The organism is Providencia sp. PROV200, from assembly GCF_049901995.1.
Lineage (GTDB): Bacteria > Pseudomonadota > Gammaproteobacteria > Enterobacterales > Enterobacteriaceae > Providencia > Providencia rettgeri_E.
In genome coordinates this window covers 3576330-3602686 of the sequence record NZ_CP096307.1, presented here as the reverse complement: position 1 = coordinate 3602686, position 26357 = coordinate 3576330, and the positions used below count along the sequence as shown (strand labels likewise).

At 40.8% G+C, this 26357-nt stretch carries 23 protein-coding genes; 16 read left to right on the top strand and 7 right to left on the bottom strand.

The window, feature by feature from the left end:
* Positions 1-272: 272 nt before the first annotated feature.
* The 7 genes from hutU to M1E86_RS16495 all read left to right on the top strand — a co-directional run bounded on the left by hutU (position 273) and on the right by M1E86_RS16495 (position 9598).
* Positions 273-1940, top strand: a complete 1668-nt coding sequence (hutU, locus tag M1E86_RS16525) for a urocanate hydratase (RefSeq protein ID WP_125890473.1) — start codon at positions 273-275, stop codon at positions 1938-1940.
* Positions 1941-1996: 56 nt separating this feature from the next.
* The gene (locus M1E86_RS16520; protein WP_213914277.1) at positions 1997-3181 is read left to right on the top strand and encodes a CaiB/BaiF CoA transferase family protein; all 1185 of its coding nucleotides are present in this window, start codon (positions 1997-1999) and stop codon (positions 3179-3181) included.
* Positions 3178-4317, top strand: coding sequence for an acyl-CoA dehydrogenase family protein (locus M1E86_RS16515; protein WP_125890471.1), 1140 nt, complete (start codon positions 3178-3180; stop codon positions 4315-4317). The genes M1E86_RS16520 and M1E86_RS16515 overlap by 4 nt, the downstream gene beginning before the upstream one ends.
* 274 nt (positions 4318-4591) lie before the next feature.
* Positions 4592-6031 carry a purine-cytosine permease family protein gene (locus tag M1E86_RS16510; protein WP_426099158.1) on the top strand — a complete coding sequence of 480 codons (1440 nt, stop codon included), beginning with the start codon at positions 4592-4594 and terminating at the stop codon, positions 6029-6031.
* 151 nt (positions 6032-6182) lie between these two features.
* The gene (locus M1E86_RS16505) at positions 6183-6938 is read left to right on the top strand and encodes an electron transfer flavoprotein subunit beta/FixA family protein (protein ID WP_213914278.1); all 756 of its coding nucleotides are present in this window, start codon (positions 6183-6185) and stop codon (positions 6936-6938) included.
* 15 nt (positions 6939-6953) lie between these two features.
* A complete protein-coding gene (locus M1E86_RS16500; RefSeq protein ID WP_213914279.1) occupies positions 6954-7904 on the top strand; it encodes an electron transfer flavoprotein subunit alpha/FixB family protein in 951 nt (316 codons plus the stop codon).
* Between the two features lie 11 nt (positions 7905-7915).
* Positions 7916-9598 (top strand): electron transfer flavoprotein-ubiquinone oxidoreductase, encoded by a 1683-nt coding sequence (locus M1E86_RS16495; RefSeq protein ID WP_213914280.1) that lies wholly within the window; start codon positions 7916-7918, stop codon positions 9596-9598.
* 90 nt (positions 9599-9688) lie between these two features.
* Here M1E86_RS16495 and M1E86_RS16490 read toward each other — a convergent pair whose 3' ends face one another.
* Positions 9689-10402 carry a UTRA domain-containing protein gene (locus M1E86_RS16490; RefSeq protein ID WP_125890466.1) on the bottom strand — a complete coding sequence of 238 codons (714 nt, stop codon included), beginning with the start codon at positions 10400-10402 and terminating at the stop codon, positions 9689-9691.
* Between the two features lie 279 nt (positions 10403-10681).
* Between M1E86_RS16490 and M1E86_RS16485 the strand changes: the two genes are divergently transcribed.
* Together M1E86_RS16485 and M1E86_RS16480 are read left to right on the top strand one after the other, a co-directional pair.
* On the top strand, positions 10682-11935 hold the full coding sequence (locus M1E86_RS16485; protein ID WP_319863556.1) for a hypothetical protein: 1254 nt from the start codon (positions 10682-10684) through the stop codon (positions 11933-11935).
* Positions 11932-13062, top strand: a complete 1131-nt coding sequence (locus tag M1E86_RS16480; RefSeq protein ID WP_213914281.1) for a hypothetical protein — start codon at positions 11932-11934, stop codon at positions 13060-13062. The genes M1E86_RS16485 and M1E86_RS16480 overlap by 4 nt, the downstream gene beginning before the upstream one ends.
* A gap of 67 nt (positions 13063-13129) precedes the next feature.
* On the opposite strand, the gene M1E86_RS16475 is transcribed toward M1E86_RS16480, so the two are convergent.
* On the bottom strand, positions 13130-14425 hold the full coding sequence (locus tag M1E86_RS16475; protein ID WP_125890464.1) for an MFS transporter: 1296 nt from the start codon (positions 14423-14425) through the stop codon (positions 13130-13132).
* 587 nt (positions 14426-15012) lie between these two features.
* Here M1E86_RS16475 and M1E86_RS16470 point away from each other — a divergent pair.
* The 7 genes from M1E86_RS16470 to M1E86_RS16440 all read left to right on the top strand — a co-directional run bounded on the left by M1E86_RS16470 (position 15013) and on the right by M1E86_RS16440 (position 21905).
* Entirely contained in the window at positions 15013-15687 is a 675-nt protein-coding gene (locus M1E86_RS16470; RefSeq protein ID WP_102137964.1) for a CsgG/HfaB family protein, read from the top strand.
* A gap of 9 nt (positions 15688-15696) precedes the next feature.
* Positions 15697-16050 carry a DUF4810 domain-containing protein gene (locus M1E86_RS16465; RefSeq protein ID WP_213914282.1) on the top strand — a complete coding sequence of 118 codons (354 nt, stop codon included), beginning with the start codon at positions 15697-15699 and terminating at the stop codon, positions 16048-16050.
* Entirely contained in the window at positions 16047-16703 is a 657-nt protein-coding gene (locus M1E86_RS16460; RefSeq protein WP_213914283.1) for a DUF799 domain-containing protein, read from the top strand. The genes M1E86_RS16465 and M1E86_RS16460 overlap by 4 nt, the downstream gene beginning before the upstream one ends.
* A gap of 333 nt (positions 16704-17036) precedes the next feature.
* Positions 17037-17138 (top strand): tryptophanase leader peptide, encoded by a 102-nt coding sequence (tnaC, locus tag M1E86_RS16455; RefSeq protein WP_125890461.1) that lies wholly within the window; start codon positions 17037-17039, stop codon positions 17136-17138.
* A gap of 96 nt (positions 17139-17234) precedes the next feature.
* Positions 17235-18638 carry a tryptophanase gene (locus M1E86_RS16450; RefSeq protein ID WP_125890460.1) on the top strand — a complete coding sequence of 468 codons (1404 nt, stop codon included), beginning with the start codon at positions 17235-17237 and terminating at the stop codon, positions 18636-18638.
* 63 nt (positions 18639-18701) lie between these two features.
* Entirely contained in the window at positions 18702-19949 is a 1248-nt protein-coding gene (locus tag M1E86_RS16445; protein WP_125890459.1) for an aromatic amino acid transporter, read from the top strand.
* Positions 19950-20348: 399 nt separating this feature from the next.
* Positions 20349-21905, top strand: coding sequence for a methyl-accepting chemotaxis protein (locus M1E86_RS16440; RefSeq protein ID WP_213914284.1), 1557 nt, complete (start codon positions 20349-20351; stop codon positions 21903-21905).
* A 97-nt stretch (positions 21906-22002) separates the two neighbouring features.
* Here the strand turns inward: M1E86_RS16440 and fis are convergent, their stop codons facing one another.
* From fis to M1E86_RS16415, 5 genes are all read right to left on the bottom strand, one after another.
* Positions 22003-22299: a DNA-binding transcriptional regulator Fis gene (fis, locus tag M1E86_RS16435; protein ID WP_004258438.1), complete on the bottom strand. Its 297-nt coding sequence runs from the start codon at positions 22297-22299 to the stop codon at positions 22003-22005.
* Positions 22300-22306: 7 nt separating this feature from the next.
* Complete coding sequence (gene dusB / locus M1E86_RS16430) at positions 22307-23290, bottom strand: tRNA dihydrouridine synthase DusB (RefSeq protein WP_125890457.1); 984 nt, start codon at positions 23288-23290, stop codon at positions 22307-22309.
* A gap of 316 nt (positions 23291-23606) precedes the next feature.
* Complete coding sequence (gene prmA / locus M1E86_RS16425) at positions 23607-24491, bottom strand: 50S ribosomal protein L11 methyltransferase (protein ID WP_213913110.1); 885 nt, start codon at positions 24489-24491, stop codon at positions 23607-23609.
* Positions 24492-24553: 62 nt separating this feature from the next.
* Positions 24554-26014, bottom strand: coding sequence for a sodium/pantothenate symporter (panF, locus tag M1E86_RS16420; RefSeq protein WP_213913130.1), 1461 nt, complete (start codon positions 26012-26014; stop codon positions 24554-24556).
* Positions 26004-26246 (bottom strand): YhdT family protein, encoded by a 243-nt coding sequence (locus M1E86_RS16415; protein ID WP_125890455.1) that lies wholly within the window; start codon positions 26244-26246, stop codon positions 26004-26006. Before M1E86_RS16415 ends, panF begins: the two co-directional genes overlap by 11 nt.
* Positions 26247-26357: the final 111 nt, after the last annotated feature.

Below are 26357 nucleotides of genomic sequence, written 5' to 3'. Positions count from 1 at the left end.
TAGGTATTCCAATCTTCACTCTTCCTGCAAAAATTCAAATTTAAATGTATATACTTTGTGAAGTAAATGTATATATATTTGAGTCATAGATAAACATCGTCAATGAATAAATAGTCTCGAGTGAGTTAACATAAGATTAATTATTTGATTTTTAATCAATTAATAGGTTTGAAAATACATGTGCAAAGCCACTAACTAGGTATCTCGCAGATTATTATAAATAAAATTGTTAATTTAACGTTAATTAGAAATGGATGATAGGGGATACAACCATGTTAAATCGTACTGACTCAACTCGAGTGATCCGCGCACCGCGTGGCAGTGAGAAAACCTGTAAAAGCTGGCTGACAGAAGCGGTATACCGCATGCTGCAAAATAACTTAGACCCAGATGTTGCTGAGCACCCTCAAAGCTTAGTGGTCTATGGCGGCATCGGCCGTGCGGCACGTGATTGGGAATGCTATGACAAAATTTTAGAGGTACTAACAACGTTGGAAGATGACCAAACTTTGCTAGTGCAGTCAGGTAAACCTGTCGGTGTGTTCCCTACCCATCCAGATGCGCCGCGTGTATTGATTGCAAACTCAAATATTGTTCCTCACTGGGCGAATTGGGACCACTTCAATGAGCTAGATCGTAAAGGCTTAATGATGTATGGCCAAATGACGGCTGGTTCTTGGATCTACATAGGTTCTCAAGGGATCGTACAAGGCACCTATGAAACCTTTGTTTCGCTGGCGAAGCAGCACTTTAATGGCAACGCAGCGGGACGTTGGATCTTAACGGGGGGTCTCGGTGGAATGGGGGGCGCACAGCCATTAGCTGCAACGATGGCGGGTTTTAGCATGATAGCGGTGGAATGTGATGAGAGCCGTATTGATTTTCGCCTAAGAACGCGTTATGTGGACAAAAAAGCCACGTCTCTTGATGAAGCATTGCAATACATTGAAGAAGCCAAAGCCAATGGCCAGCCAGTTTCTGTTGGGTTATTGGGTAATGCGGCGGATGTATACAGTGAACTGGTAAAACGCAATATCACCCCAGATTCAGTCACTGACCAAACGAGTGCCCATGACCCAGTACACGGTTACTTACCACAGGGTTGGACTCTCACCCAATGGCGTGAAAAACAACAAACAGCGCCAGCTGAAGTGACGACAGCCGCGAAAAAAAGTATGGCAGTCCAAGTTGATGCCATGTTAACGATGCAAAAACGCGGCTCAGCAGCCTTTGATTACGGCAACAATATTCGCCAAATGGCAAAAGATGAAGGCATTAGTAATGCCTTTGATTTCCCTGGCTTTGTTCCTGCTTATATCCGACCACTGTTTTGTGAAGGTATTGGCCCATTCCGTTGGGTTGCGTTATCTGGCGACCCAGAAGATATCTATAAAACAGACCAAAAAGTAAAAGAATTATTACCCGATGACAAACACTTACATAATTGGCTCGATATGGCTCGTGAGCGTATCGCATTCCAAGGGCTTCCTGCACGAATTTGTTGGGTAGGCTTAAAAGACAGAGAAAGATTGGGTCGTGCTTTCAACGAAATGGTGAAAAGTGGCGAGTTAAAAGGCCCAATTGTGATCGGCCGTGACCACTTAGATTCAGGCTCTGTTGCTAGCCCACACCGCGAAACGGAATCTATGAAAGATGGCTCTGATGCGGTATCAGACTGGCCGTTATTGAACGCATTGTTAAATACCGCAGGTGGTGCAACGTGGGTTAGTTTACACCACGGCGGTGGTGTTGGAATGGGCTTCTCACAGCACTCAGGGGTCGTCATTGTGTGTGATGGTACGGATGCAGCTGATAAACGTTTAGCTCGCGTTTTACATAATGACCCAGCAACAGGCGTTATGCGCCATGCGGATGCAGGTTATGACATCGCCATTAACTGTGCGAAAGAGCAAGGGCTTAATTTGCCTATGGTGAAGTAATGTCGTGTGCCAGCTGACGTTGAGCTGGCATCTTTCTGGAATAGAAGGAATTCAGTATGAATGCTGCGTTAACTCAGAAAAGACAAGGGCCACTGGCGGGGATCAAAGTGATCGATTTAAGCCGTGTGTTAGCCGGCCCGTATTGCACCGGTATGATGGCCGATCTCGGTGCTGAAGTGATCAAAATCGAAGTGCCCAACCACGGTGATGACAGCCGCCATTTAGGACCATTCATTGATGGCGAAAGTGTTTATTACGGTTTGATTAACCGAGGTAAACGCAGTATTGAATTGGATCTCAAAGCAGATGAAGACCGGGCTATTTTGTTCCAACTAGTCAAAGATAGTGATGTGGTGGTTGAAAACTTTCGCCCTGGTGTGACTCAACGGCTTGGCATCGATTTCGATAGCTTAAAGCAGCACAACCCCCAGTTAATCTACGCCAGTATTTCTGGTTTTGGACAAAATAGCCCATTAGCCAGTTATCCCGCTTATGACATCGTGGCACAAGCGATGTCGGGACTAATGAGTGTCACGGGTTTTCCAGAAACAGGGCCGACACGCAGTGGTGAGTCAATTGGGGATGTGTGTGCTGGGATGTTTGCATCTTGGGCGATAAGCAGTGCGTTATTTGCGCGAGAGCGTCATGGTGAAGCGGCACAGTATATTGATGTGGCGATGGTGGATGTCTTACTCAGCATGCAATTAACAGGGCTTTCAAACCTATTTGCTCATGACAAGGCCCCGAGCTTAGTGGGTAACCGCCATCCAGTCTCTACACCTTTTGATACTTATCAGGCAAAAGATGGTTTAGTGGTGATCGCGATTGCCAGTGAAAAGCTATTTCAACGTTTTTGCGAATGTATGGAAAAACCGCAGTTATGCCACGATCCACGCTACCTTAATGACCCGGGTCGAACACAGCACCAAGCTGAGCTTCGAAAAGAAATCGAAAGTTGGACGTGCCAAAAAACCGTTGAAGAGGTATGCGACATATTATTAAACGCGGGTGTGCCTGCCTCACCGATCCATAATTTACAGCAAGCCACACAAAGTGAGCATGCCCAAGTGAGGCAAGTGCTCACACACCTGAATGACGGAGGAACACCATTGGTTTCGCAACCAGTTTTTTTTAATGGAAATAAACCTCACTCGACTCGTCGGGCCCCGAAATTAGGTGAGGCAAATGCAGTTTATAAGCCAGCGAAAACAACAATTAAAAATGCGGAGACGATGCAATGAGTTTTAAAATTAATGAAACAGAACAAGCGGTTGTGGATGCGATAGAAAAAGTCTGTCATGACATTTTACAGCCGAATGCACAAAGATACGATGAAACCGAAACCTTTTGCGCTGAAAGTTTACAAGCATTAGGGGAAATGGGGTGTTGGGGAATTAATTTACCTGAACAATATGGTGGCTTTGGTATTGGCAGTGTCGCGATGAGTAAGGTCGTGGAAGCGGTTGCAGCGGCTTGTGCTTCGACGTCATCGGCGCTAACAGCACATTTTTTGGCGACAGATTCAATTTTAATTGGTGGTACAGAAGCGCAAAAACAGCATTGGTTACCCAAGGCCGCAGCTGGGGAATTATTAGGTGCATTTGGCTTAACTGAGCCAGCAGCTGGCTCTAACCCTGCAGATATGCGCACCGTGGCAACACGTGAAAATGGTGGCTGGCGTATTCGGGGTAATAAACACTATATTACTAACGCCAAAGAAGCTGATTTCATCGTGTTATATGCGAAAACGGATGTAGAAGCAGGGGCTCGCGGGATCAGCGCATTTGTGATCCCTAAAGGGACTGAAGGTGTGGCATTTTCTCAACCTGAAAAAACTATGGGGTTACGGGGTAGCACGATTTATGAATTAGCACTGAATTGTTGGCTACCTGAATCTGCATTACTGGGAGAGGAAAATAAAGGGTTCCATACCGCTATGGAGGTTTTAGATAAGGGGCGCGTCGAAGTTGCAGCAACTTCACTCGGTATCGCTCGAGCCGCGATGGAGAGTGCTTTAGGTTGGGTAAAAGAACGCCAAATTGGTAAAAAACCATTAGCGGCTTACCAAGGAACCCAATGGCGTATTGCGGATATGCATACGCAATTGGAAGCTGCTCGTATGTTGACATGGCAAGCTGCCGAATTACGTGATTCAGGGGAACGTTTTAGTTTGCAATCCGCTACGGCGAAATTATTTGCTGCGGAGTGCGCGGGGTTTGTTACGGATGCCGCATTACAGCTTCACGGAGGCTACGGTTATATTCGTGACCTTCCCCTTGAGCGTTATGTGCGTGACGCACGAATTTTACGAATTTTTGAAGGAACGTCTGAAATACAGAAAATTATTATTTCACGTGCTGTTTTAGACGCCCACTAACTTATTTTACATATTAAGCGAGTAAGCGGGACAGGCGTTTACTGGTTTATGGAGCACCATAGGAAGCACTACCTGACAACAGGATCATGGAATTAAAAACACAACAACAATCAGGTTTAAGAATGTATTTCAATTAGTTATTTAGGGTGAATAATAGATAAAACATCACCCAGCGTAATGCTTAATAACTGGACCTTACAACTGTAGTTATTACGGTTTCATTACGATTAATTGGTTCATTCTTTAAGCCAGCCTTGCTTAAAGAGGAGTTACCATGACAGTTTCAAACGACATCGCAACAGGGCAAAAAGCTCGGCAGGAGAATGTACCTTTAATCGAAGCGCGTTCCATCGACTACATACCCGAGTCTGAGCGCCACGGCACCTTATCAAGCCAATTCACACTTTGGTTTGGTTCTAATTTGCAAATAACCGCAATTGTCACCGGTGCCTTAGCTGTGGTACTGGGGGGAGATGTATTCTGGTCACTAATTGGTTTATTTATTGGCCAGCTGTTAGGTGGTGCAGTGATGGCCTTGCATGCGGTGCAAGGACCTAAATTGGGGTTACCACAAATGATTTCGAGCCGTGTACAGTTTGGCGTATACGGTGCAGTTATCCCTATCTTACTGGTTTGTATGATGTATGTTGGGTTTTCTGCCAGTGGTACGGTATTAGCGGGTCAGGCAGTTGGCCAATTACTGCATGTGACTGACTGGGTTGGTATCTTAATTTTTGGTGCGGTGATTATCGGCATCACTATTTGTGGATACCGGATTATCCATATTCTCGGAAAAGTGGCGAGTGTAGTGGGTGTGATTACATTCTTCTATTTATTTTTCCGTCTGTTTTATATGAATGATGTTTCAATACTACTCGAAAACCGTCATTTTAGCTGGACGAACTTTCTATTAGCGATGTCATTGTCAGCTTCTTGGCAAATTGCATTTGGGCCTTATGTTGCTGACTACTCTCGCTATTTGCCGACTAAAACCCCAACCATTAAAGCCTTCTTGGCCGTCGGTTCAGGTACTGTGATCGGTACGCAAGCCTCGATGATTTTAGGCGTTTTTGCCGCAGCGCTTGCTGGCAATCAATTTGCAGGTAATGAAGTCTCTTATATCGTAGGCTTAGGTAGCACAGGTTTAATTGCGGCGTTGCTGTACATCAGTATTTTTTATGGGAAAGTGACCATAACTGCACTGAATGCTTACGGTAGCTTTATGTCTATGGCGGCTATTTGGTGTGGCTTCCGTGGGAAAAGCCAAATTTCTCGCGGACAAAGGTTATTTTTCATCATTCTGATGGTGAGCTTCTCGACAGCTTTAGGGTTAGCGGGGCAGCACTCATTCTTAAAGTTATTCTCTGCTTTCTTACTGTTTTTGCTAGCATTTTTCACCCCTTGGAGCGCAATCAATCTTGTTGATTACTATTGGGTCACTAAAGGGCGTTACGATGTACCTGAGCTCGCCAATCCAAATGGCCGTTATGGACGTTGGAATAAAGTTGGGATTATCACTTATATCGTTGGGGTATTGATTCAATTGCCATTTATTTCCACGGACTTCTATACCGGGCCTCTAGTTGAAAAACTGGGTGGGGTTGATATCTCATGGATTGTGGGCTTAGTAGCAACCAGTGTTATTTATTATGTTGCGATAAAACAATGGCCTATGTCAGTGGCAGACAGATTGATATTACCTACGAGTAAATAACCATTTCATAAAAATTAGCATTCAAAATAGTAAAAATTGAGATAACCAGTAGCAGTGTGAATATCACTGTTACGGTTTCTCTCAACCTAAAAAACGATTTTAGAACATTACCATACCCACCAATCGCGGAAGAATTGGGATAGGAGTTGCTATGAAAATTATAGTCGCAGTGAAGCGAGTGATAGACCATAACGTCAAAATAAGAGTGAAATCCGATGGCTCAGGCGTTGAGCTGGCAAATGTCAAAATGGCCATCAACCCCTTTGATGAAATCGCCGTCGAAGAAGCTGTGCGTTTAAAAGAGGCGGGAAAAGCGACAGAAGTTATTGCGGTTTCCGTTGGTGATATTGGTTATCAAGATACATTACGCAGTGCGATGGCGATTGGGGCAGATCGCGGGGTTTTAGTCCAAAAGCCGGAAGAGTTAACTTTAGAACCACTGGATATTGCCCGTTTACTTCAACAAATCGTGGAAAAGGAACAGCCGGATCTTATTTTATTAGGCAAACAAGCGATTGATGATGACTGTAATCAAATCGGCCAAATGCTGAGTGCATTATTGGATTATCCGCAGGCAACATTTGCCTCACAAGTGAAGCTTGAAGGCCAATTACTGCAAGTGACTAGGGAAATTGATGGTGGCTTAGAAACGTTAGAGATGCCATTACCTGCGGTTATCACAACGGACTTGCGACTCAATGAACCTCGTTATGCTACTTTGCCTAATATCATGAAAGCTAAGAAAAAAACGTTAGATATTATCGATATTGCTGAGATGGATTTTACGCCATTAGGGCAAATTAAAACGCTGAGTGTCTCAGAACCTAAAAAACGAGCGGGGCAATGCACATTGTTAAGCAGCGCGACAGAGCTAGTTAGTGCATTACAAGCGAAAGAAGTGATCTAATCGAGGAAAATATCTATGAGCCAAATATCGGTATTAGTGGTTGTCGAGCATGATAATCAAACAATAAAAACATCTACTTATCATAGTATTAACGCTGCAAAGCAACTTCTCACAGCTGGTGGTCATTTGCACTTATTAGTTGCAGGAAGTGAGACTGAACAGGTCGCTCAGTCAGCTGCAAGTATACAGGGCGTGAGTAAAGTCCTAGAAATACAATCAGATAACCTTAAAAACCAACTTGCAGAGCCGATGGGCCATGCAGTGGCAAGTATCGCAAAAGAGTATACCCATTTACTGTTTCCAGCGACGACATTTGGTAAAAACATTGCTCCACGAGTAGCTGCAACGTTAGGGGTTGCCCAAATTTCAGATATTACCCAAATTATTGATCCTCAAACCTTTATTAGGCCTATTTATGCAGGAAATGCGTTAGCAACAGTACAAAATAATGGCCAGCAGGTGGTCATTACAGTGCGTAGTTCGGCATTTTCGGGGGGATATGAAACGCAAGCTCCTGCTGAAATTGACACATTAACGGTAGCGGATTTACCTCAACCTACGCAGTTAAAAAGCCAATCTCTAACTCAAGTAAGCCGCGCGGAATTGAGTTCTGCAAAAGTGGTTATTTCAGGGGGAAGAGGTTTGAGTTCAGGTGACAATTTTGCGTTATTGGAAACGATAGCTGACAAACTTGGTGCTGCGGTGGGGGCTTCTCGTGCTGCGGTAGATGCCGGTTTTGTTCCAAATGACTACCAAGTAGGGCAAACAGGGAAAATTGTCGCCCCAGATTTATATATCGCAGTAGGGATTTCCGGAGCAATTCAACATGTTGCTGGTATGAAGGAAAGTAAAGTGATCGTTGCTATTAATAGTGATCCTGAGGCACCGATTTTCCAAGTCGCAGATTATGGCATTGTTGGTGATCTATTTGAGATCTTACCTGAATTTGACAAAGCATTAGCGTAAGAGGTGGACAAATGGCTATCGACAATATTGATAAGATAAACGAGGCCCCCGAGCGGGAATCGATGGAGTTCGATGTCCTGATTGTCGGTGGCGGGCCTGCTGGGTTATCTGCAGCAATACGCTTAAAACAGCTAGCCGCAGAAAAAGGCACAGAGATATCAGTTTGTTTAATTGATAAAGGTGCGCAGATAGGTGCTCACATTTTATCTGGCGCGGTAATAGACCCTCGGGCGCTTGATGAATTGCTGCCAGATTGGCAACAAAAGGTGTCAGCTTCTTTAACCCCTGTAAACCAGGATCGTTTTTTATGGTTAAAAGAAAATAAAGCGAGCCATTTACCCCTATCCTTATTGCCAAGCTGTTTGAAAAATAATGGCAATCTCATTGGCAGCTTAGGACAGATAAGTGCCGCACTTGCCCTTGAGGCTGAAAGATTAGGTGTTGATGTTTTTGCCGGATTTGCTGCCACTGACGTGCTGTTTGATGATAAAAACCAAGTAATAGGTATCACCACTGGAGACATGGGGCTGGATAAATCAGGCAACCCAACAGCGATGTACCAACCGGGTATGAATTTACTGGCAAAAATGACCTTTTTTGCGGAAGGGTGCCGTGGTCAGCTCGGTAAACAATTAATAAACCATTTTAATTTAGCCGCAGAGAGCGGTAAACAAACCTATGGTTTGGGCATCAAAGAGATTTGGCAAATTCCAAAAGAGCAGCATCAAGCTGGACTTGTTGTACATTCTGTTGGTTGGCCCCTAGATAATCACACCTACGGTGGCGGTTTTGCTTATCACTATGGAGATAACTTAGTCGCAGTGGGTTTGGTGGTCGGATTAAATTATGAAAACCCTTATTTATCACCATTTGATGAGTTTCAGCGTTTAAAGACCCACCCTGAGTTTAGTACTTTTTTATCAGGGGGGGAGCGTATTAGCTATGGCGCTAGAACGATGGTTGCTGGTGGGCTGGCCGCATTACCTGAATTGAGCTTTCCCGGTGGCGCATTAATCGGTGATGATGCCGGTTTTCTTAATGCGGCTCGAATTAAAGGTACACACTGTGCTGTGAAAAGTGGGTTATTAGCAGCAGAAGCCTGGTTCAATGCTAACCAGAATGGAATGATTGATTATTTACAATTTAAAAAGCAATTTCGCCAGCTATTTGAAGAGAGCTGGCTATATCAAGAACTTTATCAAACACGGAATTTTAAACCCTATATGAAAAAAGGGTTAGTGATTGGATCGATGTTATTTGGTGCGGAACAATTGTTATTAAAAGGCCGTAGTCCGTGGACTTTAAAGTTAAAACACGCAGACCATGAAGGAATAAAAGAAGCACGAAATTTTTCGCCAATAAATTACCCAAAACCTGATGGTAAATTAATTTTTGATAAGCCTTCTTCCGTATTTTTATCGAATACGAATCATGAAGAGGAACAACCCTGCCATTTAAAACTGGCGGATATTAATGTCCCTATCCAAGTTAATTTAATTAAATATGCTGCGCCCGAAACGCGTTATTGCCCTGCAGGAGTGTATGAAATTGTAGGGGACAAAAGCGAAGAAAAACTGCAAATTAATGCGCAAAACTGCCTGCACTGTAAGGCTTGTGATATTAAAGATCCGTTACAGAATATCACTTGGACAGCCCCTCAAGGAGGCGAAGGCCCTATTTATCAGGGAATGTAAAACGAATTTGTTGTGATGTAGTTGTGCTTGATATTTTTTTGTTTTATCAGTCGCTTTGGGGCAATTTTGCCCCATTTTTTTATTTTTGCATTAACTCTCAATTCGCGAATGTAATTTTAATTTGTAACGAGAGCCAGCAGTGATCATATTAACGTAGCTAATTAGAATACTGCCTGTCCAAGTACGGCGGCTAAGTTGTAGACAAGGTGAGTTTTCTTTAATTGATAAGGACTGAGCTATGGATTTTGTGGCTAGCGCTGCTTCTATTGTATGTTCCATTTCACTGACAGGAAAATGGCGTTGTAGATAACCGCTCGGCGTTTCAGTGTCACCATATTTTTGCTTAACAAAATCAGGCACAATGGCATGATTAACATAGCGTTCTTCTAACATTAAAGGAATATCATTTTCAAAATGTAGAACTTTACAGTAACCCACATCACTTCCTTCACTAATTCCTAGCTGTAGTGCGATTTCTGCTGATGCCGAAATAATTTTCAGTTGTAATTGGTGACCGCTATATTTATTACCGCTTGTTGAAATTTCATCAAAAATATCAAATGCTTTTGTAACAGGGAGTTCATGTTTTAGCGTGGCAACAAATGTGCCTTTTCCTGCAATACGATTCAAGATCCCTTTTTGGCTTAACTCGGAAATGGCCTTATTCACCGTCATACGGCTTACATTAAACTGAGCGCACAGCTCAAGTTCTGTGGGTATCTGAGTTCCAGGCTTAAAAATTCCTAAATCAATACTGCGTAAAATGTAAGACTGAATTTGCTTATATGCAGGTTGTGATGTCATCGCTGTTATTCAAAATTATTGTTAAAGGAAGGAGTGGTAAAATTGTTTTATTGCCACGTTTCACTCACAAACTTTTGTATTAGGTGCAAGTTTATCAGTAATTACTGTCTTTGCTAGTAGGAGACACCTATTTCTAATGATTAAACTATCATTAGATAACTGTTCAATGGTGTTAATCATTATCTGAATTATTTTATTATAAGGTAAGTTTTACTAGGGCTATATACCTTTATTTATTATCATAATGTTAAATTTTCTTAGTGAAATAGGCATTTACTCATGCGAGTTCAATATTTCCATGTCAGTCTTACTCAATGTGATTATCAAAATGTCAGCCCAATGGGAATGGTAAGATTGATCGCCTCCGAAAAAGTATTTTTCTTTAATCAGGATGATTTTTCAAATAGCCAAATTTTTTTAGAGCGCATACAGCAAGGTGACCCCTTGGTAATTTGTGCAGAAGAGATGAATGATGGAAGCTATTGGGTGCAATGGGTTTGTCATGAAAAACATGGTCGTTTAGAGCCCGACAGAACAGTCAGTTTTACTCGAAAATTAGGAATACAATATTTAGTTTCATTGTTGTTAATGATGCTAATTCCTGCGGTGTACTATTGCTTTATTAATGCAGAAGATAGTTTTTTAATGATCATCCTAGTGGCAATTCTAGGTTTAGCAGCTTTCGGCGGGATCGTTCTGTTTGGCCTTGCATTGGCCGAAACCAAACATATTTTAAGTCCAAAACGAAAGCAAATTTTAAAGGCATTGGATTTGGTTATTGATGGGCAATACCAAAAAAGCGAGCAAGAGCAGATAATTAACATTCCAGGAATTAAAAACTCGAAAGCTAAAGCCAATAAATTACGTCAATCAGTTGATAATTACCGTGATAAAACGTCTTTATTCGTCACTCGTGGGACGGTTAATATTACCTCAACCCTTAGCTTAACCGTTGCAAGAGGGGATACAGAACAAAAGCTCAATCATATTGGCTTGCAGATTAATAAAAGCCATATGGATGTTCTGGTTTCAGCCAATGAGCCGTTATTTAACAACCATAATCTCTTTATTGCTCAAGGTGACGAACTTGAGGTTTTTCATAAAAATATCCAAGCGCATTCAAAAGAGCAGGTAATTTTTGGTATTTACAATCATCAAGACGGGCTTGCCTATAGCTTGATTGGTAAGGGGGCTCCTCAAGAAAGAGGCTTTTATTTCGGGCTGTGGGGGTTCACTTGCTTACTTTTAATGTTCTTTGTCTTTATGGCCGGAGGGTTATCAATTTCCGAAACCCTGGAGAAAGGCGGATATTGGGATTATTGGGACTGGGTTAATATTGTGGATACAGGTGTGCTATTTACCAGTTTCGCAGTCACGATTTTATTCGGTATCAGCTTTCTTATTGCTTTGTGCGTGGCGATATATTTTAAACTATCTCAGCGTGGCAATGGGTATTATCAAGCGCAATATATTTTGAAGCATCTACGCCGTAAAAATGGCCAAACGGATTATGTGACGGAGGTGCGCTCATGAACCCATTTTTGAGTAAACGTTTTCTCTTTTTGGCTTTGGTGTTTGCACTAAGTCTCGCTTTCACTTTTATTATTTTTATTCGTACTGGTACAGTTGATTGGCAGTGGAAAAACCACAATGAAAATAGCTTCCCGATTGGTAGTTATGATTTTGCAACAACATTTCCAGCAGAAAATGGGATGTTAGTTGTAGCTAAAAAAAGTGGCCGTTCTAATTATTATTACTCTTCTTATAATACTTATATGCCTTCAAGCGAATATGATAACCAGATTTTATTTGCAGATAATAATGGCGTGCATTTTATTACTCATAGCGATCAAAGTTTCTATAATGCGGTTTGTGAAAGAAAACAATGTTTAATGATGTTCAGTGATGGCTATCAAAAAATTAACTTAACTGATTTTTCAGTGAGTGAATTTACACCTTGGAGTAAAAAAACTGGCAAGCTATTTTCAACGTTGATTATGGGAAAAATCTACTTATCTAAAAGCTCTCCTTTCTATGTTGTTGCGGATAATGAAAATATTTTTATCAGTGCTGATAAAGGAATGACATGGGAACATTTTATCAATGTTCGAGATTTAGCCAAGTCATTATATCCTGAAGAAATTGAAGGAAATTCAAATTTTTCGTATGCAACATATCGAGATAAAATAGTGATGTGGTATAGCTATGGCAACCAAATGGGATCTCTAGAAGTTATTATGGATATCCCAACAAAACAGGTTATTAGCAGTAAATGGCTGCCTGTCAGGATCAATGAATCAGCACAAAATCGTAATGGTGATATTTTTGTAGTTGCTCAAGAGCCCTCACGTCGCTTATTTTCTTTGATGCAATTTCATACTAATGGTAATTTTGAGGTGATGGCAGAAAGCGGTTATAACCACATGAACAGCTTAGAAGTCGGCAATCAAGGTTTAATTGTTTCTAATATTGTTAGAGGTTCGCAACAATATTTAATGATGGATTTTGCCACGAAAGAGATCCGTTATCGTCCTCAGTTTCCTTTGTATAACAAAATATACAATATGGCGGACCAATCCTTAATTGAAATAGAAAGTACATATTCGAATGAAAGTAAACTGACTAAGGGAGCGCAAGTTTCTTATCAATCTTTGCATTGATAGGCAATGGTGATTTAGCACATTCTCATTCAAGAAGGATAGGGGAAAACCCTATCCTTTTTTGTCATTATAGTGCGCGTTGTTTAGGTAACAAAATAACAGCCGTAGCTGCGATGACGGCAACGATAGCAAAAGCAATAAAATTCCAGCTAGTGGCAATCCCTAGGCTAGCAATATAAGCACCAAACATAGGGCCTGTCATTGCGCCGATTCGAGAAAAACTGAGGGCCCAACCTGTTGCGGAAGCACGTGCATTTGATGGATAATAATTGGCAATATAACCCGTTAATATGAGCGCGGCAGAAATACTTCCAACACCTGCAAAAGCTACGAGAACGTAATTCATATAGATATTTTGCTTGAATATCAAGCAACCCACACCGATTGCGCCCAGTAAAAAGAAAAATGCGACAGAATTACGTACACCATATTTATCTGCAATTTTTCCGAGAAATAATCCGCCTAATGCGGAAGCCAAACTGAACACAATTAAAAATGTTAAGCTAGAACCAAGGTTATAACCTTCTTTTCGCATAATAGATGGCAGCCAAGTATTTAGACCATAAACTAATAGCATCCCACAGAATAATGCAACCCAGAAGCAAGCGGTGGCACGCAAATGACGCCAAGCAAATACGACTGCTACAATCTCTTTAATACTTTGTGATTTATGTTGCACATATTCTGAAGATGATTGGTAATCAATGTCGAGTTTTTTAGCGAGAGCTTGAGCTTCAGAGTGTAAGCCCTTGTGTGTCAAATATTCTAATGACTCAGGCAGAATACGCGCCATTGGCCAAATAAGTAATAGAGGTAATGCTCCAAATGCAATCACACTACGCCAACCAAAGTGTTCTAATAACCACATTGCGACGAGCGCGGCACTTAATATACCTAATGAATATCCTGAATACATAATCCCATAGTTAAAAGAGCGTTTTTCTGTTGGGGAATATTCAATTGTGAGTGCCGCTGCAACAGGAATAACACCTCCTAAACCAATACCGCCAATAAAACGCATTAAACCAAAAAGCCAAGGCGTTGGTGCGAATGCTGCGCCTAACATGGTCAATGAAAATAAGGTAACACAAGTGAGTAACATGCGGCGCCGACCATACAATTCACTCAAAGTGCCGATGATAAACGCGCCGAAGAACATCCCAACAAGCGCATAGCTACTTAAAGCACCTAGCTCTAGAGGGGATAAATTCCACTGTTTATATTCAGCAAGTGTAGGTAAAACGGCCCCCATAACACCGACATCATAACCTTCAAATAAAATACTCATCCAACAAATGAGTAAAACTTTTGATGTTGTTTTTGTAGAACCAAATGATTTCACTGCGATTGTTTGCATTGTCATGGCTAACTCTCTTATGGTGAGGGTTTGTTTTTTTTAATTACAAGCCTATTTCTTGAGTCCAAGGTGATTTAGTTACACTCAACGTTTCTAAGGTAAAGTACAATGCTTAATGTTAAGTAAAGGTTAAATTAATGCAGGAAATGGATATAGTTTGCAGTAAATCTGCATATGTAAGGTGAGAAAGGCCTATTTCTAATGTCACATTGAAAAACAGTTAAAAAATAGACAACTTTAACTTATTATATGGAAATATAACCGCTAATTAGGAAATTATAATTAGAATCCAAGAAATACAGTTAATATTATATATTACTAATTATACGTGGCCATATTAGATATCATCACTAAAGATTACTAATTAAATTATTCACTCTAAATCTATCAATATTAATCAAACGGTTGATTTTTTTTGGGAAAACCACTTTAGTAAACCTTAGTTACTTTATGAATACTATAGTAATTGAAAGTAAAACTAAATATAAGATAAAAAATAAGTAATATTGACTAGATTCGGTTTTTCATTTAATGCAAAATAACAATGCAAAAATTAATTCTAATTCTAATTTTCTTTTAATTGAGATAGCTAAATGAATATATCTAAAATCAGCATTGCATCAATCTTTATTGCAAGTGCATTATTAACTGGTTGTGCTAAAGAATCTTCTCGCTCCTTAGCCGTAGAAAAAGTTGCAACATATAACACTCAATATTCAGGTCCTAAAAGCCCAATATCAATAGGGAAATTTGATAATCGTTCTAGTTATATGAATGGCATTTTCTCTGATGGTGTTGATCGCTTAGGTAATCAATCTAAAACTATTTTGATGACACATTTGCAGCAAACGGGGCGTTTTAATGTATTAGACCGTGCAAATATGCAAGAACTTAAAGAAGAAGCTGGAATTAAAGGTCAGTCACAACAGTTAAAAGGTGCAACTTATGTGATTACTGGTGATGTGACTGAATTTGGGCGAAAAGAAGTTGGAGATCGCCAGTTATTTGGCATTTTAGGTCGCGGTAAATCACAAGTCGCTTATGCCAAAGTTAATTTAAACGTTGTTAATGTTCAAACATCTGAAGTGGTATTTTCTTCACAAGGTGCTGGTGAATATGAATTATCAAATAGAGAAGTGATTGGTTTTGGTGGCACAGCCAGTTATGACTCGACGTTAAATGGCAAAGTATTAGATTTAGCAATTAGGGAAGCTGTAAATAACTTAGTTTCTGGCATTGAAAGTGGTGCATGGCAGCCAGCTAAATAAGGGAATAAGATGAAAATTAAATTATTGGCTATTTTAGCAGGTACCATTTTATTAAATGGCTGTGCTAATGAACCAAAACCGCTATATCACTGGGACGGTTATCAAACAACGGTTTACCAATATTACCAACAAACAGAAACTAGCCCTCAAGAACAAATTCAAGCTTTGAAAAAGAATTTGGAAATGAGTAAAGCAAATGGTTTGGCAACGCCACCAGGGCTGCATGCGCATTTAGGGTTATTGTACTCAACAACTGGAGCGGTTGATCTTGCAATGCAAGAATTTACTGCAGAAAAAGCATTGTATCCAGAGTCTGCGGCTTACATGGATTTTCTCATGAAGAATAAAGGAAAAGTAAAATGAAACATTTACTTATAGTCTGTGGATTGATAATGACATGGTTATTAACGGGGTGTGCTCAGCCAACGAAAGTTGATTACACGGCATTTAATCAAAGTAAGCCCAAAAGTATTCTGGTGTTGTTACCACAAAATAGCTCACCAGAAGTACAGGCCAGCCATGGCTTATTATCACAGACAATGCTTCCTTTAGCTGAGGCGGGTTACTATGTCTTCCCTGTTGCCGTTGTTGAAGAAACATTTAAACAAAATGGGATAACAAATGCGGGCGATATTCAGGCTGTTCCACCTGCAAAGTTGCGCGAAATTTTTGGTAATGATGCAATCCTTTATTTGAATATTACTGAATATGGTACAAGTTATCAGGTCATTTCTAGTGACACTCGTGTCACTGCGGATGCGAAATTGGTTGATGCCAGAACAGGGACATTATTATGGAGCGGCTCCGCGACGGCATCGAGTGCTGAAAATAATTCTTCCTCAAATGGTATTATTGGCGCATTAGTCTCAGCGGTTGTTAACCAAATCGTAGATACAATGACAGACAAAAGCTATGCAATTGCGGGTATAACAAGTGTCAGGTTATTATCTGCAGGTAAGCCTAATGGTATCTTATATGGGCCTAGATCACCTAAATATGGTAAAGATGCTCAGTAATTATTAATTGTTTGAATAATGGGTAAAATAAAAAATATTTTACCCATCTCACTTAAGTTATAATTAATTTAAGTGAAATTAACCTGTCTAATTATCTTATTACGTTATTTATGCGTATCTCGATTTACGTGATTAAACGAAAATTCATCATATTAAGTTTTTAATTTAATATGGAGATTAATACTGTGATTTGAGTCAAGTTGTTCTGGCCTATGTCAAGAATAGTGTGATATAGGTACAATATTATGACAATGGTGATTACTTTGGTAATACAACTGTTATATATATAATAGCAGTCGGTTGTACTAATTCCTCGTTGATAGGAGTCATAGTATGTTCTTGTTAAACGAATCACTTATATTAAGGTGTTTCTTCTATATGAAGAAATGGTTCAATATTGATATTTCCTTAGCCTTCTTCTTTCCAAATAAATAACCTTTCTTTTTTCTTTCCTTAAAGTTTTTTTAACTTATTTAATTATAGGTTAAATCTCTAATGTTTATTATTTAATGAAAAATTAAAGGTATTATCATGGCTAAAAGAATTGTAGAACCATTCCGTATTAAAATGGTAGAAAATATCCGTATTCCATCAAGAGAAGAACGCGAAGCAGCGCTAAAAGAAGCGGGATATAACCCATTTTTACTACCAAGTAGTGCGGTTTATATTGATTTATTAACGGACTCAGGCACCAATGCGATGAGTGACCACCAGTGGGCAGCAATGATCACTGGTGATGAAGCATATGCAGGATCTCGTAACTATTATGATTTAAAAGATAAAGTGAAAGAGATGTTTGACTATGATTATATCATTCCAGCTCACCAAGGTCGCGGTGCTGAAAATATGTTGTTCCCTGTATTGTTGAAAGTTAAACAGGAACAAGGCGGTGCTAAAAAACCGGTATTTATTTCTAATTTCCACTTTGATACAACCGCAGCACACGTTGAATTAAACGGTTGTAAGGCAATTAATATTGTTACCGAAAAAGCCTATGACTCGGATACTTATGATGATTGGAAAGGCAATTTTGATATCCAAAAATTAAAAGATAATATTGCAAAGTATGGTGCAGAAAACGTTGTGGCTATCGTTTCTACAGTGACTTGTAATAGTGCGGGCGGCCAGCCAGTATCTATGGCTAATCTAAAAGAAGTTTATGAAATTGCTAAACAACATAATATCTTTGTTGTCATGGACTCGGCTCGTTTTTGTGAAAATGCGTATTTTATTAAAGAACGTGATCCTAAATATAAAAATTCTACTATCAAAGAAATTATTCTTGATATGTATAAATATGCTGATGCTTTAACCATGTCAGCGAAGAAAGACCCATTATTAAATATTGGCGGGTTAGTCAGTATTAAAAATGACGAAAAAATCTTTACCTTAGCAAGACAGCGTTGCGTGCCAATGGAAGGTTTCGTGACTTATGGTGGTCTTGCGGGGCGTGATATGGCAGCAATGGTACAGGGGCTTGAAGAAGGGGCTGGAGAAGAATATCTGCATTATCGTATCGGCCAAGTTAAATATTTAGGTGACCGTTTACGTGAAGGTGGTATTTCAATTCAGTATCCTACAGGCGGGCATGCGGTATTTGTTGACTGTAAGAAACTTGTTCCACATATCCCAGGAGATCAATTCCCTGCCCAAGCGGTGATTAACGCACTTTATCTAGAATCAGGTGTTCGTGCAGTTGAAATTGGTTCATTCTTATTAGGGCGTGATCCTGAAACGGGTAAACAAAAACATGCAGATATGGAGTTCATGCGGTTAACTATTGCGAGACGGGTTTATACTAATGACCATATGGATTACATTGCAGATGCTCTGATTGGCTTAAAAGATAAATTTGCAACCTTAAAAGGACTGGATTTCGAATATGAGCCGCCAGTATTAAGACACTTTACTGCGAGATTAAAACCAATTAAATAATAGGTCGCTCTTATGGTTCCCGTGCAATGCGGGAACCCCATCCTTATTCTTAGGGTAAACACCATGAATAATTCGGCAGCCAAGAAAGAACCCTCCATAATGGTAGGGGGTTTTGTGCTAGGCGGTGCCATGATCGGGGCGGGAATGTTTAGCTTGCCTACTATTATGGCTGGAGCTTGGTTTATTAACTCTGTAGTTATCTTGTTAGTTGTTTGCTTTTTTATGTTTCATTCGGGGATCTATATTTTAGAATGTATATCAAAATATGGAGCAGGAACGAATTACTTTTTTATCTCTAAAGAATTATTACCAAAATGGGCATGCTACATTGCCAATATAGCATTAATATTTGTCCTTTATATATTAATATATGCCTATATATCAGCAGCAGGTTCAGTTATTAAAGAAGCTGCTGCTATTTATGGATACAATATTAACTTAAGATTGATTTTTATTATCTTTACATTAATTCTAGGTGCAAGTATCTGGTGGAGCGGTGTTGGAGCCAGTCGTTTAACATCATTATTTTTATTTATTAAAATAGTGTTATTTATTTTGGCTTTCTCCGGTTTGTTTTTTATTGTAAAAACAGATTTGTTATTAACTTCACCCGTTGAAGGTGGACAAACAGCATTGCTACCTTTTGTCTTTATTATTATCCCTTATGCAATTACTTCTTTTGGTTATCATGGAAATGTTTGTAGCTTGTATAAGCTTTATCATGAGAATGAAAGAAAGGTTGTTAAGAGCTGTGTTATCGGTTGTGTATTGGCATTGGTTCTTTATTTTCTTTGGATCATGGGAACAATGGGAAATTTACCGCGGGCAGAGTTTTTAACCATTATCAATAAAGGCGGTAATTTAGATGCATTTATTGAATCACTATATGCAGTATTGAATAGTAAAAATATCGCAACATTCTTACTGTGGTTCTCTATTAGTGCTGTATTTTGTTCGTTCTTAGGTGTCGCAATTGGGTTATTTGATTACATTCTTGCTTCACTAAATTTTAAAGATAACCCATCAGGAAGAATGAAATCGGCATTATTATGTTTTTTACCTCCTCTTATTCTTTGCATGTTATTCCCAAATGGTTTTCTTATTGCGATTGCTTATGCAGGTATGGCTGCATGTATCTGGGCGATTATTTGCCCTGCCGTTATGGCATTAAAAGTAAGAGAGCGCTTTCCTGATTCTAGATTTAAAGTGTGGGGCGGAAAAGGGTTAATTTATGCCGTTATCGCCTTTGGCGTCGTCGGCATTATTTGCCAATTGTTAGCGCAGTTTAATTTGTTACCGATATACCGTTAATTTTTCAAAACATAGGCTGTAAAGTAACTGTAAAGGTACAGTGAGGATCCGCTGTACCTTTTTTCCTATCCAACGAATAGCCAAATTTGCACTTTAACCATGTTTGTACTTTGACCATATTTGTACATTAACCATACTGTTTCCAACGGGAAAAATGTTTTTCATTAGTTCACTTATTCAGGTTGGATGTTTGCATTTAGCGATCTACTTCAAATTCCTCATATTAATTTCAAATTTTTACTATTCTCTGATTTCCAGGATCAAATAGTAACCCTTTTGAAATGTAAGTGGTTTTACTTATTTGGAGTGGAAACCAAGCAAATACAGTGGTTAAAATATTTCTCTATAGTGCCGATAAAGTTAAATATCCTCATATTATCCCACCGAAAGAGAAATTCTATGCAGAAACTTCGAAATTACTCAATCCGCACTGTGGTCTTCATATTATTAAGTATTTTGTGTCTGATCTTAGGGGGAACGAATGTATACAGTGGTTGGTCACTATCACGTATCGCAGATGGAAATGACATCGATAGACAATTAGTGCAGCAAATGACGGTGATCAGTCAGGGAAATGATCAATATTTTCGTTTTGTCACTCGGTTAACCCGAGTAATGGAAAGCCAAAGTGAAGGGAAAACGGTGGACTATGGCCCAGTCAATGAGGCGATGTCCAATATGGAAAAATATTTAGAGCAGATGAAATTGATTTCCCCTGGGCCAATGACGCCTGAAATAGCAGAGCAGGTCATTAATAGCTGGCAAGCACTACTTGATGATGGGGTAAAACCGCAATTAGCCCTGAGTATGGAAAGTGATATCAATAAATATTTATCTCACGCTCATAATGTCACTCCCGTATTGAGCCGAACGTTTGGTGCATCCATTCAAAAATTCAACCAAACTGCAGAAGGGTTGATTAGCCAAGCTCGAAATCATGTTGATGATGTGATGGATATTACACGAGTGGTCATGATCATCACGGCAATATTAGGGATCTTCATGCTCATTTTTACGGATCGCTATATGGCAGAGATGATGCAAAAACCACTAGGCTTATTAAGGCAGCATTTTGTCGATATCGCCAAAGGCGATTTAAGCCATCCTGTACAGCCATTTGGAAATAGTTGTGTAGGAAAATTGTTTCCAATACTTGAAGGGATGAGAAAAGACTTAAGTGAATCGGTCAATTCAATCCGGCAAGGAAGTGAAAACATTTATTTAGGCGCGAATGAGATTTCAAATGGTAATAGCGATCTTTCATCACGAACAGAAGAACAGGCGGCTGCTTTAGAAGAGACTGCGGCGAGTATGGAAGAAATTACAGCTGCAGTTCAGTTGAATATGGAAAATACACTTCAAGCCAATCAGCTTGTCAGCGAAGCGTTTGTGGCGGCTAATAAAGGGAATCGTATTGTTGATTCTGTTGTCGTTACGATGACTGAAATCTCCCAAAGCTCACAGAAAATCGCTGATATCATCAACATGATTAACGATATTAGTTTTCAAACTAATATCTTGGCGCTCAATGCTTCCATCGAAGCCGCTCGTGCGGGTGTGCATGGACGCGGCTTTATGGTGGTTGCTGCGGAAGTTCGTAAGTTAGCAAGTCACAGTGCGGAAGCGGCGATGGAAATTGAACGGCTTATCGCAGATTCAGGGACTTGCGTACAAAAAGGAACGGGTCTGGTGAATGAGATGGGGAAAACGATGGAGCATATTTTACAGGGAGTTAATGAAGTGACTGCAATTATGGCACAAATCACGGTAGCATCAGAAGAGCAGAGCAAAGGGATAGCCCAAGTTGGGGTCGCAATTACACAAATGGACGGTGTTACGCAGCAAAATGCAGCTTTAGTTGAGCAAGTAGCTACAGCGGCCAGTTCATTAGCGGAGCAAACGCAAGAATTACAGCAAGCGGTCCAGCAGTTTAATTTATCGCCACAAACGGTTTAACACATTATCTTGGCAACCCACCATTATTTTTACAAACAAAAAGCCCTCACTGCATCACAGTGAGGGCCCACAAAAACACTGCATTAACCGACTAGGATTAGTTCATGCCGTATTTTTTCAGTTTCTTACGCAGAGTACCGCGGTTGATACCCATCATCAGGGCTGCACGGGTCTGGTTTCCACGGGTATATTGCATAACCATGTCCAACAAAGGCTGTTCTACTTCAGCCAATACCAGCTCATATAAATCATTAACATCTTGGTTATTTAATTGAGCAAAATAGTTCTTCAGTGCTTGCTTAACTGAGTCACGTAACGGTTTTTGAGTTACTTGATCTTGTGAATTTACAGTAGCAACGGTTAGTACGTCAGAATTTACGCGTTGTTCGAACATAGTTCTGTCAGCTCTTATCTTTATTTACGCAAAAATTTTCAAAAAATGCCTCCAACACCTCCAGCTGTTCGCTGGCATCCTCAATGGTGTTGAATGAGCGCCGAAACTGGTCATCAGGTGCATGTTCTTTTAAGTACCAAGAAACATGTTTGCGCGCTATACGGGCTCCTTTGCCTTGACCATAAAAGTCATGCAATTCCTGTACATGCGCTAGCATAATACGTTGAACCTCTGCCATTGGCATTGGTGGTAATATTTCACCTGTGTCCAGATAATGCTGGATTTCCCGGAAGATCCAGGGTCTTCCCTGAGCCGCTCTGCCTACCATCAAGGCATCCGCCCCTGTGTAGTCTAAAACAGCTCTGGCTTTTCGCGGGTCAGTAATGTCGCCATTGGCAATAACCGGAATGGTAACAGTCTGCTTAACTGCCCGAATGTTGTCGTATTCAGCTTCCCCATTAAATAGACAGGCTCTAGTTCTGCCGTGAATGGTGAGAGCTTGAATGCCGCAATCTTCGGCCAATTTGGCAATCTCTATGCAGTTTCGCTCTTCGGGTGACCAACCTGTGCGGATCTTAAGGGTAACAGGCACATCCACTGCTTTGACGACACCTTCAAGAATCGATTTCACGATTTCTGGGTAGCGTAGCAGTGCAGAGCCTGCAAGCTTACGATTCACTTTTTTAGCTGGACAGCCCATGTTGATATCGATGATTTGAGCGCCACTCTCAACGTTAATTTGAGCCGCGGCAGCCATTTCATCGGGATCATTGCCAGCTATTTGCACAGAACGAACCCCAAGTTCATCGCGATGAACCATTCTGAGTCTAGATTTGTCGGTCTTCCAAACTTGAGGATTAGAAGAAAGCATCTCTGATACTGTCATCCCAGCACCCATGTCATAACAGAGCGACCTAAAGGGCTTATCTGTAATGCCTGCCATGGGGGCAGCAATAAGACAGTTTCTCAGCTGATATTGTCCGATTCGCATAACTAAATGGGGGCCATACTGTGACTGCAAGGGCGCGTATATTACGCATTTTTTACGAGATATGAAAGGACAAACTTTGAGCAAACGGTTATTTATCACTAATTTTTTTATCTTGCATCTTTGCAATTATGAAATTAGCTATATTTAACAAATGGTTAAGTAAGTCTTATAACGATTTATTAAAATAACTGTTGTGCTGTTCAAATCTCGTGCAGAACAGATTATCACCAGCTATTGAGCAATATTTGAGCTATAAGATAATCTATTCTGGCGTTGTTTTCAAAGAAATTATTCTCTAATTTTAATAAAAATCTCACTAAAAATGCTTGACACCCGTAATCCGGCACCACTCTTCTTTTTCAGCAACAGGGTCGATTTCAAAAGTGGAACGATAAGCATCAGCGACTCCTTCTGCTTGAGTGGCGAGTACGCCAGAAAGTCCTAATAGCCCACCCGGGCGAGGTAGCACGCTAATCATAGGAGCGAGTTCACGCAATGGGCCAGCAAGGATGTTAGCAACCACGACATCAGCTTGTAAGTCATTAGGCTGCTCTTGCGGTAGGTATAGGGATAAGCGCTCTGAAACACCGTTACGCTGCGCATTATCGCGGCTTGCAGTGATAGCTTGAGGGTCGATGTCAATGCCAATCGCGTGAGCGGCACCTAATTTTAAGGCTGCGATCGCTAAAATTCCAGATCCACAGCCAAAGTCGATCACGGTTTTACCTTCGAGATCAAGACCATCTAACCATTGAAGACATAATGACGTCGTTGGATGCGTACCAGTACCAAAAGCGAGGCCAGGATCTAACATGACATTGACTGCGGTCGGGTCAGGCACATCGCGCCAACTTGGGCAGATCCACAAACGTTCCCCAAAGCGCATTGGATGAAAATTATCCATCCATTCTCTTTCCCAATCTTTGTCTTCTAATTGTTCGATTTTATGGATAAAACCTGCACTCAATAGAGGGCTATTTTCCAGTTGAGCAACGACAAGTTTCATGTCGGTTTCTGCGTCATATAGGCCAATGACGTCGGTATCACCCCAAAGGCGGGTTTCCCCCGGGAGCGGCTCAAAAACGGGCGTGTCGTGGCTGTCTTGAAAAGTGACGGATACCGCCCCTGTTTCTATCAGTTCATCGCCAAGCGCTTCTGCCTGTTGAGCAGTGGAGTTAATTTTAATTTGGATCCAAGGCATTATTTTTTCTCTATTTATTCGTTTATATCAGGTAAAGCAAAATCACTTGCCTATAATAGGCGTTAGTGCGTTTTGGTTACCTGCTCAATTGGCGTCGATTGTACGGGATTTTTACCGAAAAGGTTACCCACTAAGAAAGCCACAAGGCTAAAAAATAGTGAGGGGACGATGGCATGGAAGCCCATGATCTCAATTTTAAAGCTAGCCAGTATGGCATAACTGACGCCTCCGACGACCATCCCACTGATAGCGCCTGTTCCATTGGCTTTTTCCCAATATAGCCCGAGGACTAATGGCCACAAGAAAACAGCTTCTAACCCCCCAAAAGCCAGTAAATTGAGCCAGATAATCATCTGAGGCGGGTTCCATGCTGCAACTAAAAGCAATGCACCTAAGACCAAAGTGGAAAGGCTAGAGATCCGCGCAAGACGCTTTTCATTTTTGATTTGTGTTGGCACGGTATTCAGATAGATATCTTTTACGATGGTTGCCGAAGATTGCAGTAGTTGTGCGTTGATCGTCGACATGATCGCAGCCATTGGTGCTGCTAGGAAAATCCCTGCTGCGAAAGGTGGTAGCACTTGAACCATCAACGTTGGGATCACTTGGTCTGGGATCGTCAGGTCAGGTAAAATTGCGCGACCGAGTGCCCCCGCAAAGTGCATGCCAAACATCAGCATGGCCATGACAATCGTTCCTAAGATAATTCCGCGGTGAACCGCTTTACTGTCTTTATATGAGATACAACGTACCGCGGTGTGAGGTAAACCAATCACCCCAAAACAGACCAAAACCCAAAACGAAGCTAAAAATGGCCCGCTTAAAATGTCATCTGCACCTTCAGGCGATACCAATTTGGGGTCTATGCTATGCATTTTTTCTATCGCGGCAGGTAAACCACCTGCATGATAAATTATCGCGACTAATAGGATCACCGTACCTAAAAGCATTACAAGCCCTTGCAGCGCATCATTTAGGACACTGGCTCTAAACCCGCCAATTGCGGTGTAGAGTGCGATGGATACCCCAAAAATTATTAACCCATAAGTATATGGAATACCTGCTGCGGTTTCTAATAGGCGCGCCCCACCAATAAATTGCACCGTCATGGCGCCAAAAAAGGCAATGAGCAGGCTTACACTGGCGAACCACACTAAAAACCGGCTTTGGTAGCGCGCATACAGCATATCGTTAAGTGTAACGGCATTATAGCGACGTGCCAAAATAGCAAATTTTTTACCGAGCACGCCAAGGGAAAGCCAAATCGCAGGTAGCTGGATCATCGCCAATAGCACCCAACCTAGGCCATATTTATAGGCAGCACCTGGCCCACCAATAAATGAACTCGCACTGATATAAGTCGCCGTGATGGTCATCGCAAGGACAAAGCCACCCATTGAACGATTACCTAAAAAGTATTCATTTAAGAATTCGCCTTTTGTTCGTTTTTTATATGCATAAATGGATAGCAAAAAGACGAGAGCTAGGTAGCCGACGAGTGGCAGGAGAACTTCAATCTGCATCATTCTCCTCCAGAGAGATGTCTTTAAAAATCAGTTTAACCATCATAATGCAGAGCAAAATAAAAATGATGGGTAAGACGAGACAAGACCATTCAAACCACAATGGTAGCCCTGTAATTCCACGTGTATTGTCTGGGAGGTAGGCACTAATAACCCAGCCAATGAGATAGGCGATAGTCAAATAAAATGACCAGCGTGCTTCTTTATTTGATTGAAGAAAACGTTTATCCACCCGTTATTCCCCTTCATTCCTATAAAAATAATCAGGGATTGTACGATAATCCGAGTGTGTAGTGTAAAAAATTCAGGGAAACTCGAAAATATGAGCAACCTATACAAAGAT

Excerpts from the sequence above, each read along its gene's own strand:
- hutU (WP_125890473.1), top strand. The coding sequence starts at position 273 with ATGTTAAATCGTACTGACTCAACTCGAGTGATCCGCGCACCGCGTGGC.
- M1E86_RS16520 (WP_213914277.1), top strand. The coding sequence starts at position 1,997 with ATGAATGCTGCGTTAACTCAGAAAAGACAAGGGCCACTGGCGGGGATC.
- M1E86_RS16515 (WP_125890471.1), top strand. The coding sequence starts at position 3,178 with ATGAGTTTTAAAATTAATGAAACAGAACAAGCGGTTGTGGATGCGATA.
- M1E86_RS16510 (WP_426099158.1), top strand. The coding sequence starts at position 4,592 with ATGACAGTTTCAAACGACATCGCAACAGGGCAAAAAGCTCGGCAGGAG.
- M1E86_RS16505 (WP_213914278.1), top strand. The coding sequence starts at position 6,183 with ATGAAAATTATAGTCGCAGTGAAGCGAGTGATAGACCATAACGTCAAA.
- M1E86_RS16500 (WP_213914279.1), top strand. The coding sequence starts at position 6,954 with ATGAGCCAAATATCGGTATTAGTGGTTGTCGAGCATGATAATCAAACA.
- M1E86_RS16495 (WP_213914280.1), top strand. The coding sequence starts at position 7,916 with ATGGCTATCGACAATATTGATAAGATAAACGAGGCCCCCGAGCGGGAA.
- M1E86_RS16490 (WP_125890466.1), bottom strand. The coding sequence starts at position 10,402 with ATGACATCACAACCTGCATATAAGCAAATTCAGTCTTACATTTTACGC.
- M1E86_RS16485 (WP_319863556.1), top strand. The coding sequence starts at position 10,682 with ATGCGAGTTCAATATTTCCATGTCAGTCTTACTCAATGTGATTATCAA.
- M1E86_RS16480 (WP_213914281.1), top strand. The coding sequence starts at position 11,932 with ATGAACCCATTTTTGAGTAAACGTTTTCTCTTTTTGGCTTTGGTGTTT.
- M1E86_RS16475 (WP_125890464.1), bottom strand. The coding sequence starts at position 14,425 with ATGACAATGCAAACAATCGCAGTGAAATCATTTGGTTCTACAAAAACA.
- M1E86_RS16470 (WP_102137964.1), top strand. The coding sequence starts at position 15,013 with ATGAATATATCTAAAATCAGCATTGCATCAATCTTTATTGCAAGTGCA.
- M1E86_RS16465 (WP_213914282.1), top strand. The coding sequence starts at position 15,697 with ATGAAAATTAAATTATTGGCTATTTTAGCAGGTACCATTTTATTAAAT.
- M1E86_RS16460 (WP_213914283.1), top strand. The coding sequence starts at position 16,047 with ATGAAACATTTACTTATAGTCTGTGGATTGATAATGACATGGTTATTA.
- tnaC (WP_125890461.1), top strand. The coding sequence starts at position 17,037 with ATGTTCTTGTTAAACGAATCACTTATATTAAGGTGTTTCTTCTATATG.
- M1E86_RS16450 (WP_125890460.1), top strand. The coding sequence starts at position 17,235 with ATGGCTAAAAGAATTGTAGAACCATTCCGTATTAAAATGGTAGAAAAT.
- M1E86_RS16445 (WP_125890459.1), top strand. The coding sequence starts at position 18,702 with ATGAATAATTCGGCAGCCAAGAAAGAACCCTCCATAATGGTAGGGGGT.
- M1E86_RS16440 (WP_213914284.1), top strand. The coding sequence starts at position 20,349 with ATGCAGAAACTTCGAAATTACTCAATCCGCACTGTGGTCTTCATATTA.
- fis (WP_004258438.1), bottom strand. The coding sequence starts at position 22,299 with ATGTTCGAACAACGCGTAAATTCTGACGTACTAACCGTTGCTACTGTA.
- dusB (WP_125890457.1), bottom strand. The coding sequence starts at position 23,290 with ATGCGAATCGGACAATATCAGCTGAGAAACTGTCTTATTGCTGCCCCC.
- prmA (WP_213913110.1), bottom strand. The coding sequence starts at position 24,491 with ATGCCTTGGATCCAAATTAAAATTAACTCCACTGCTCAACAGGCAGAA.
- panF (WP_213913130.1), bottom strand. The coding sequence starts at position 26,014 with ATGCAGATTGAAGTTCTCCTGCCACTCGTCGGCTACCTAGCTCTCGTC.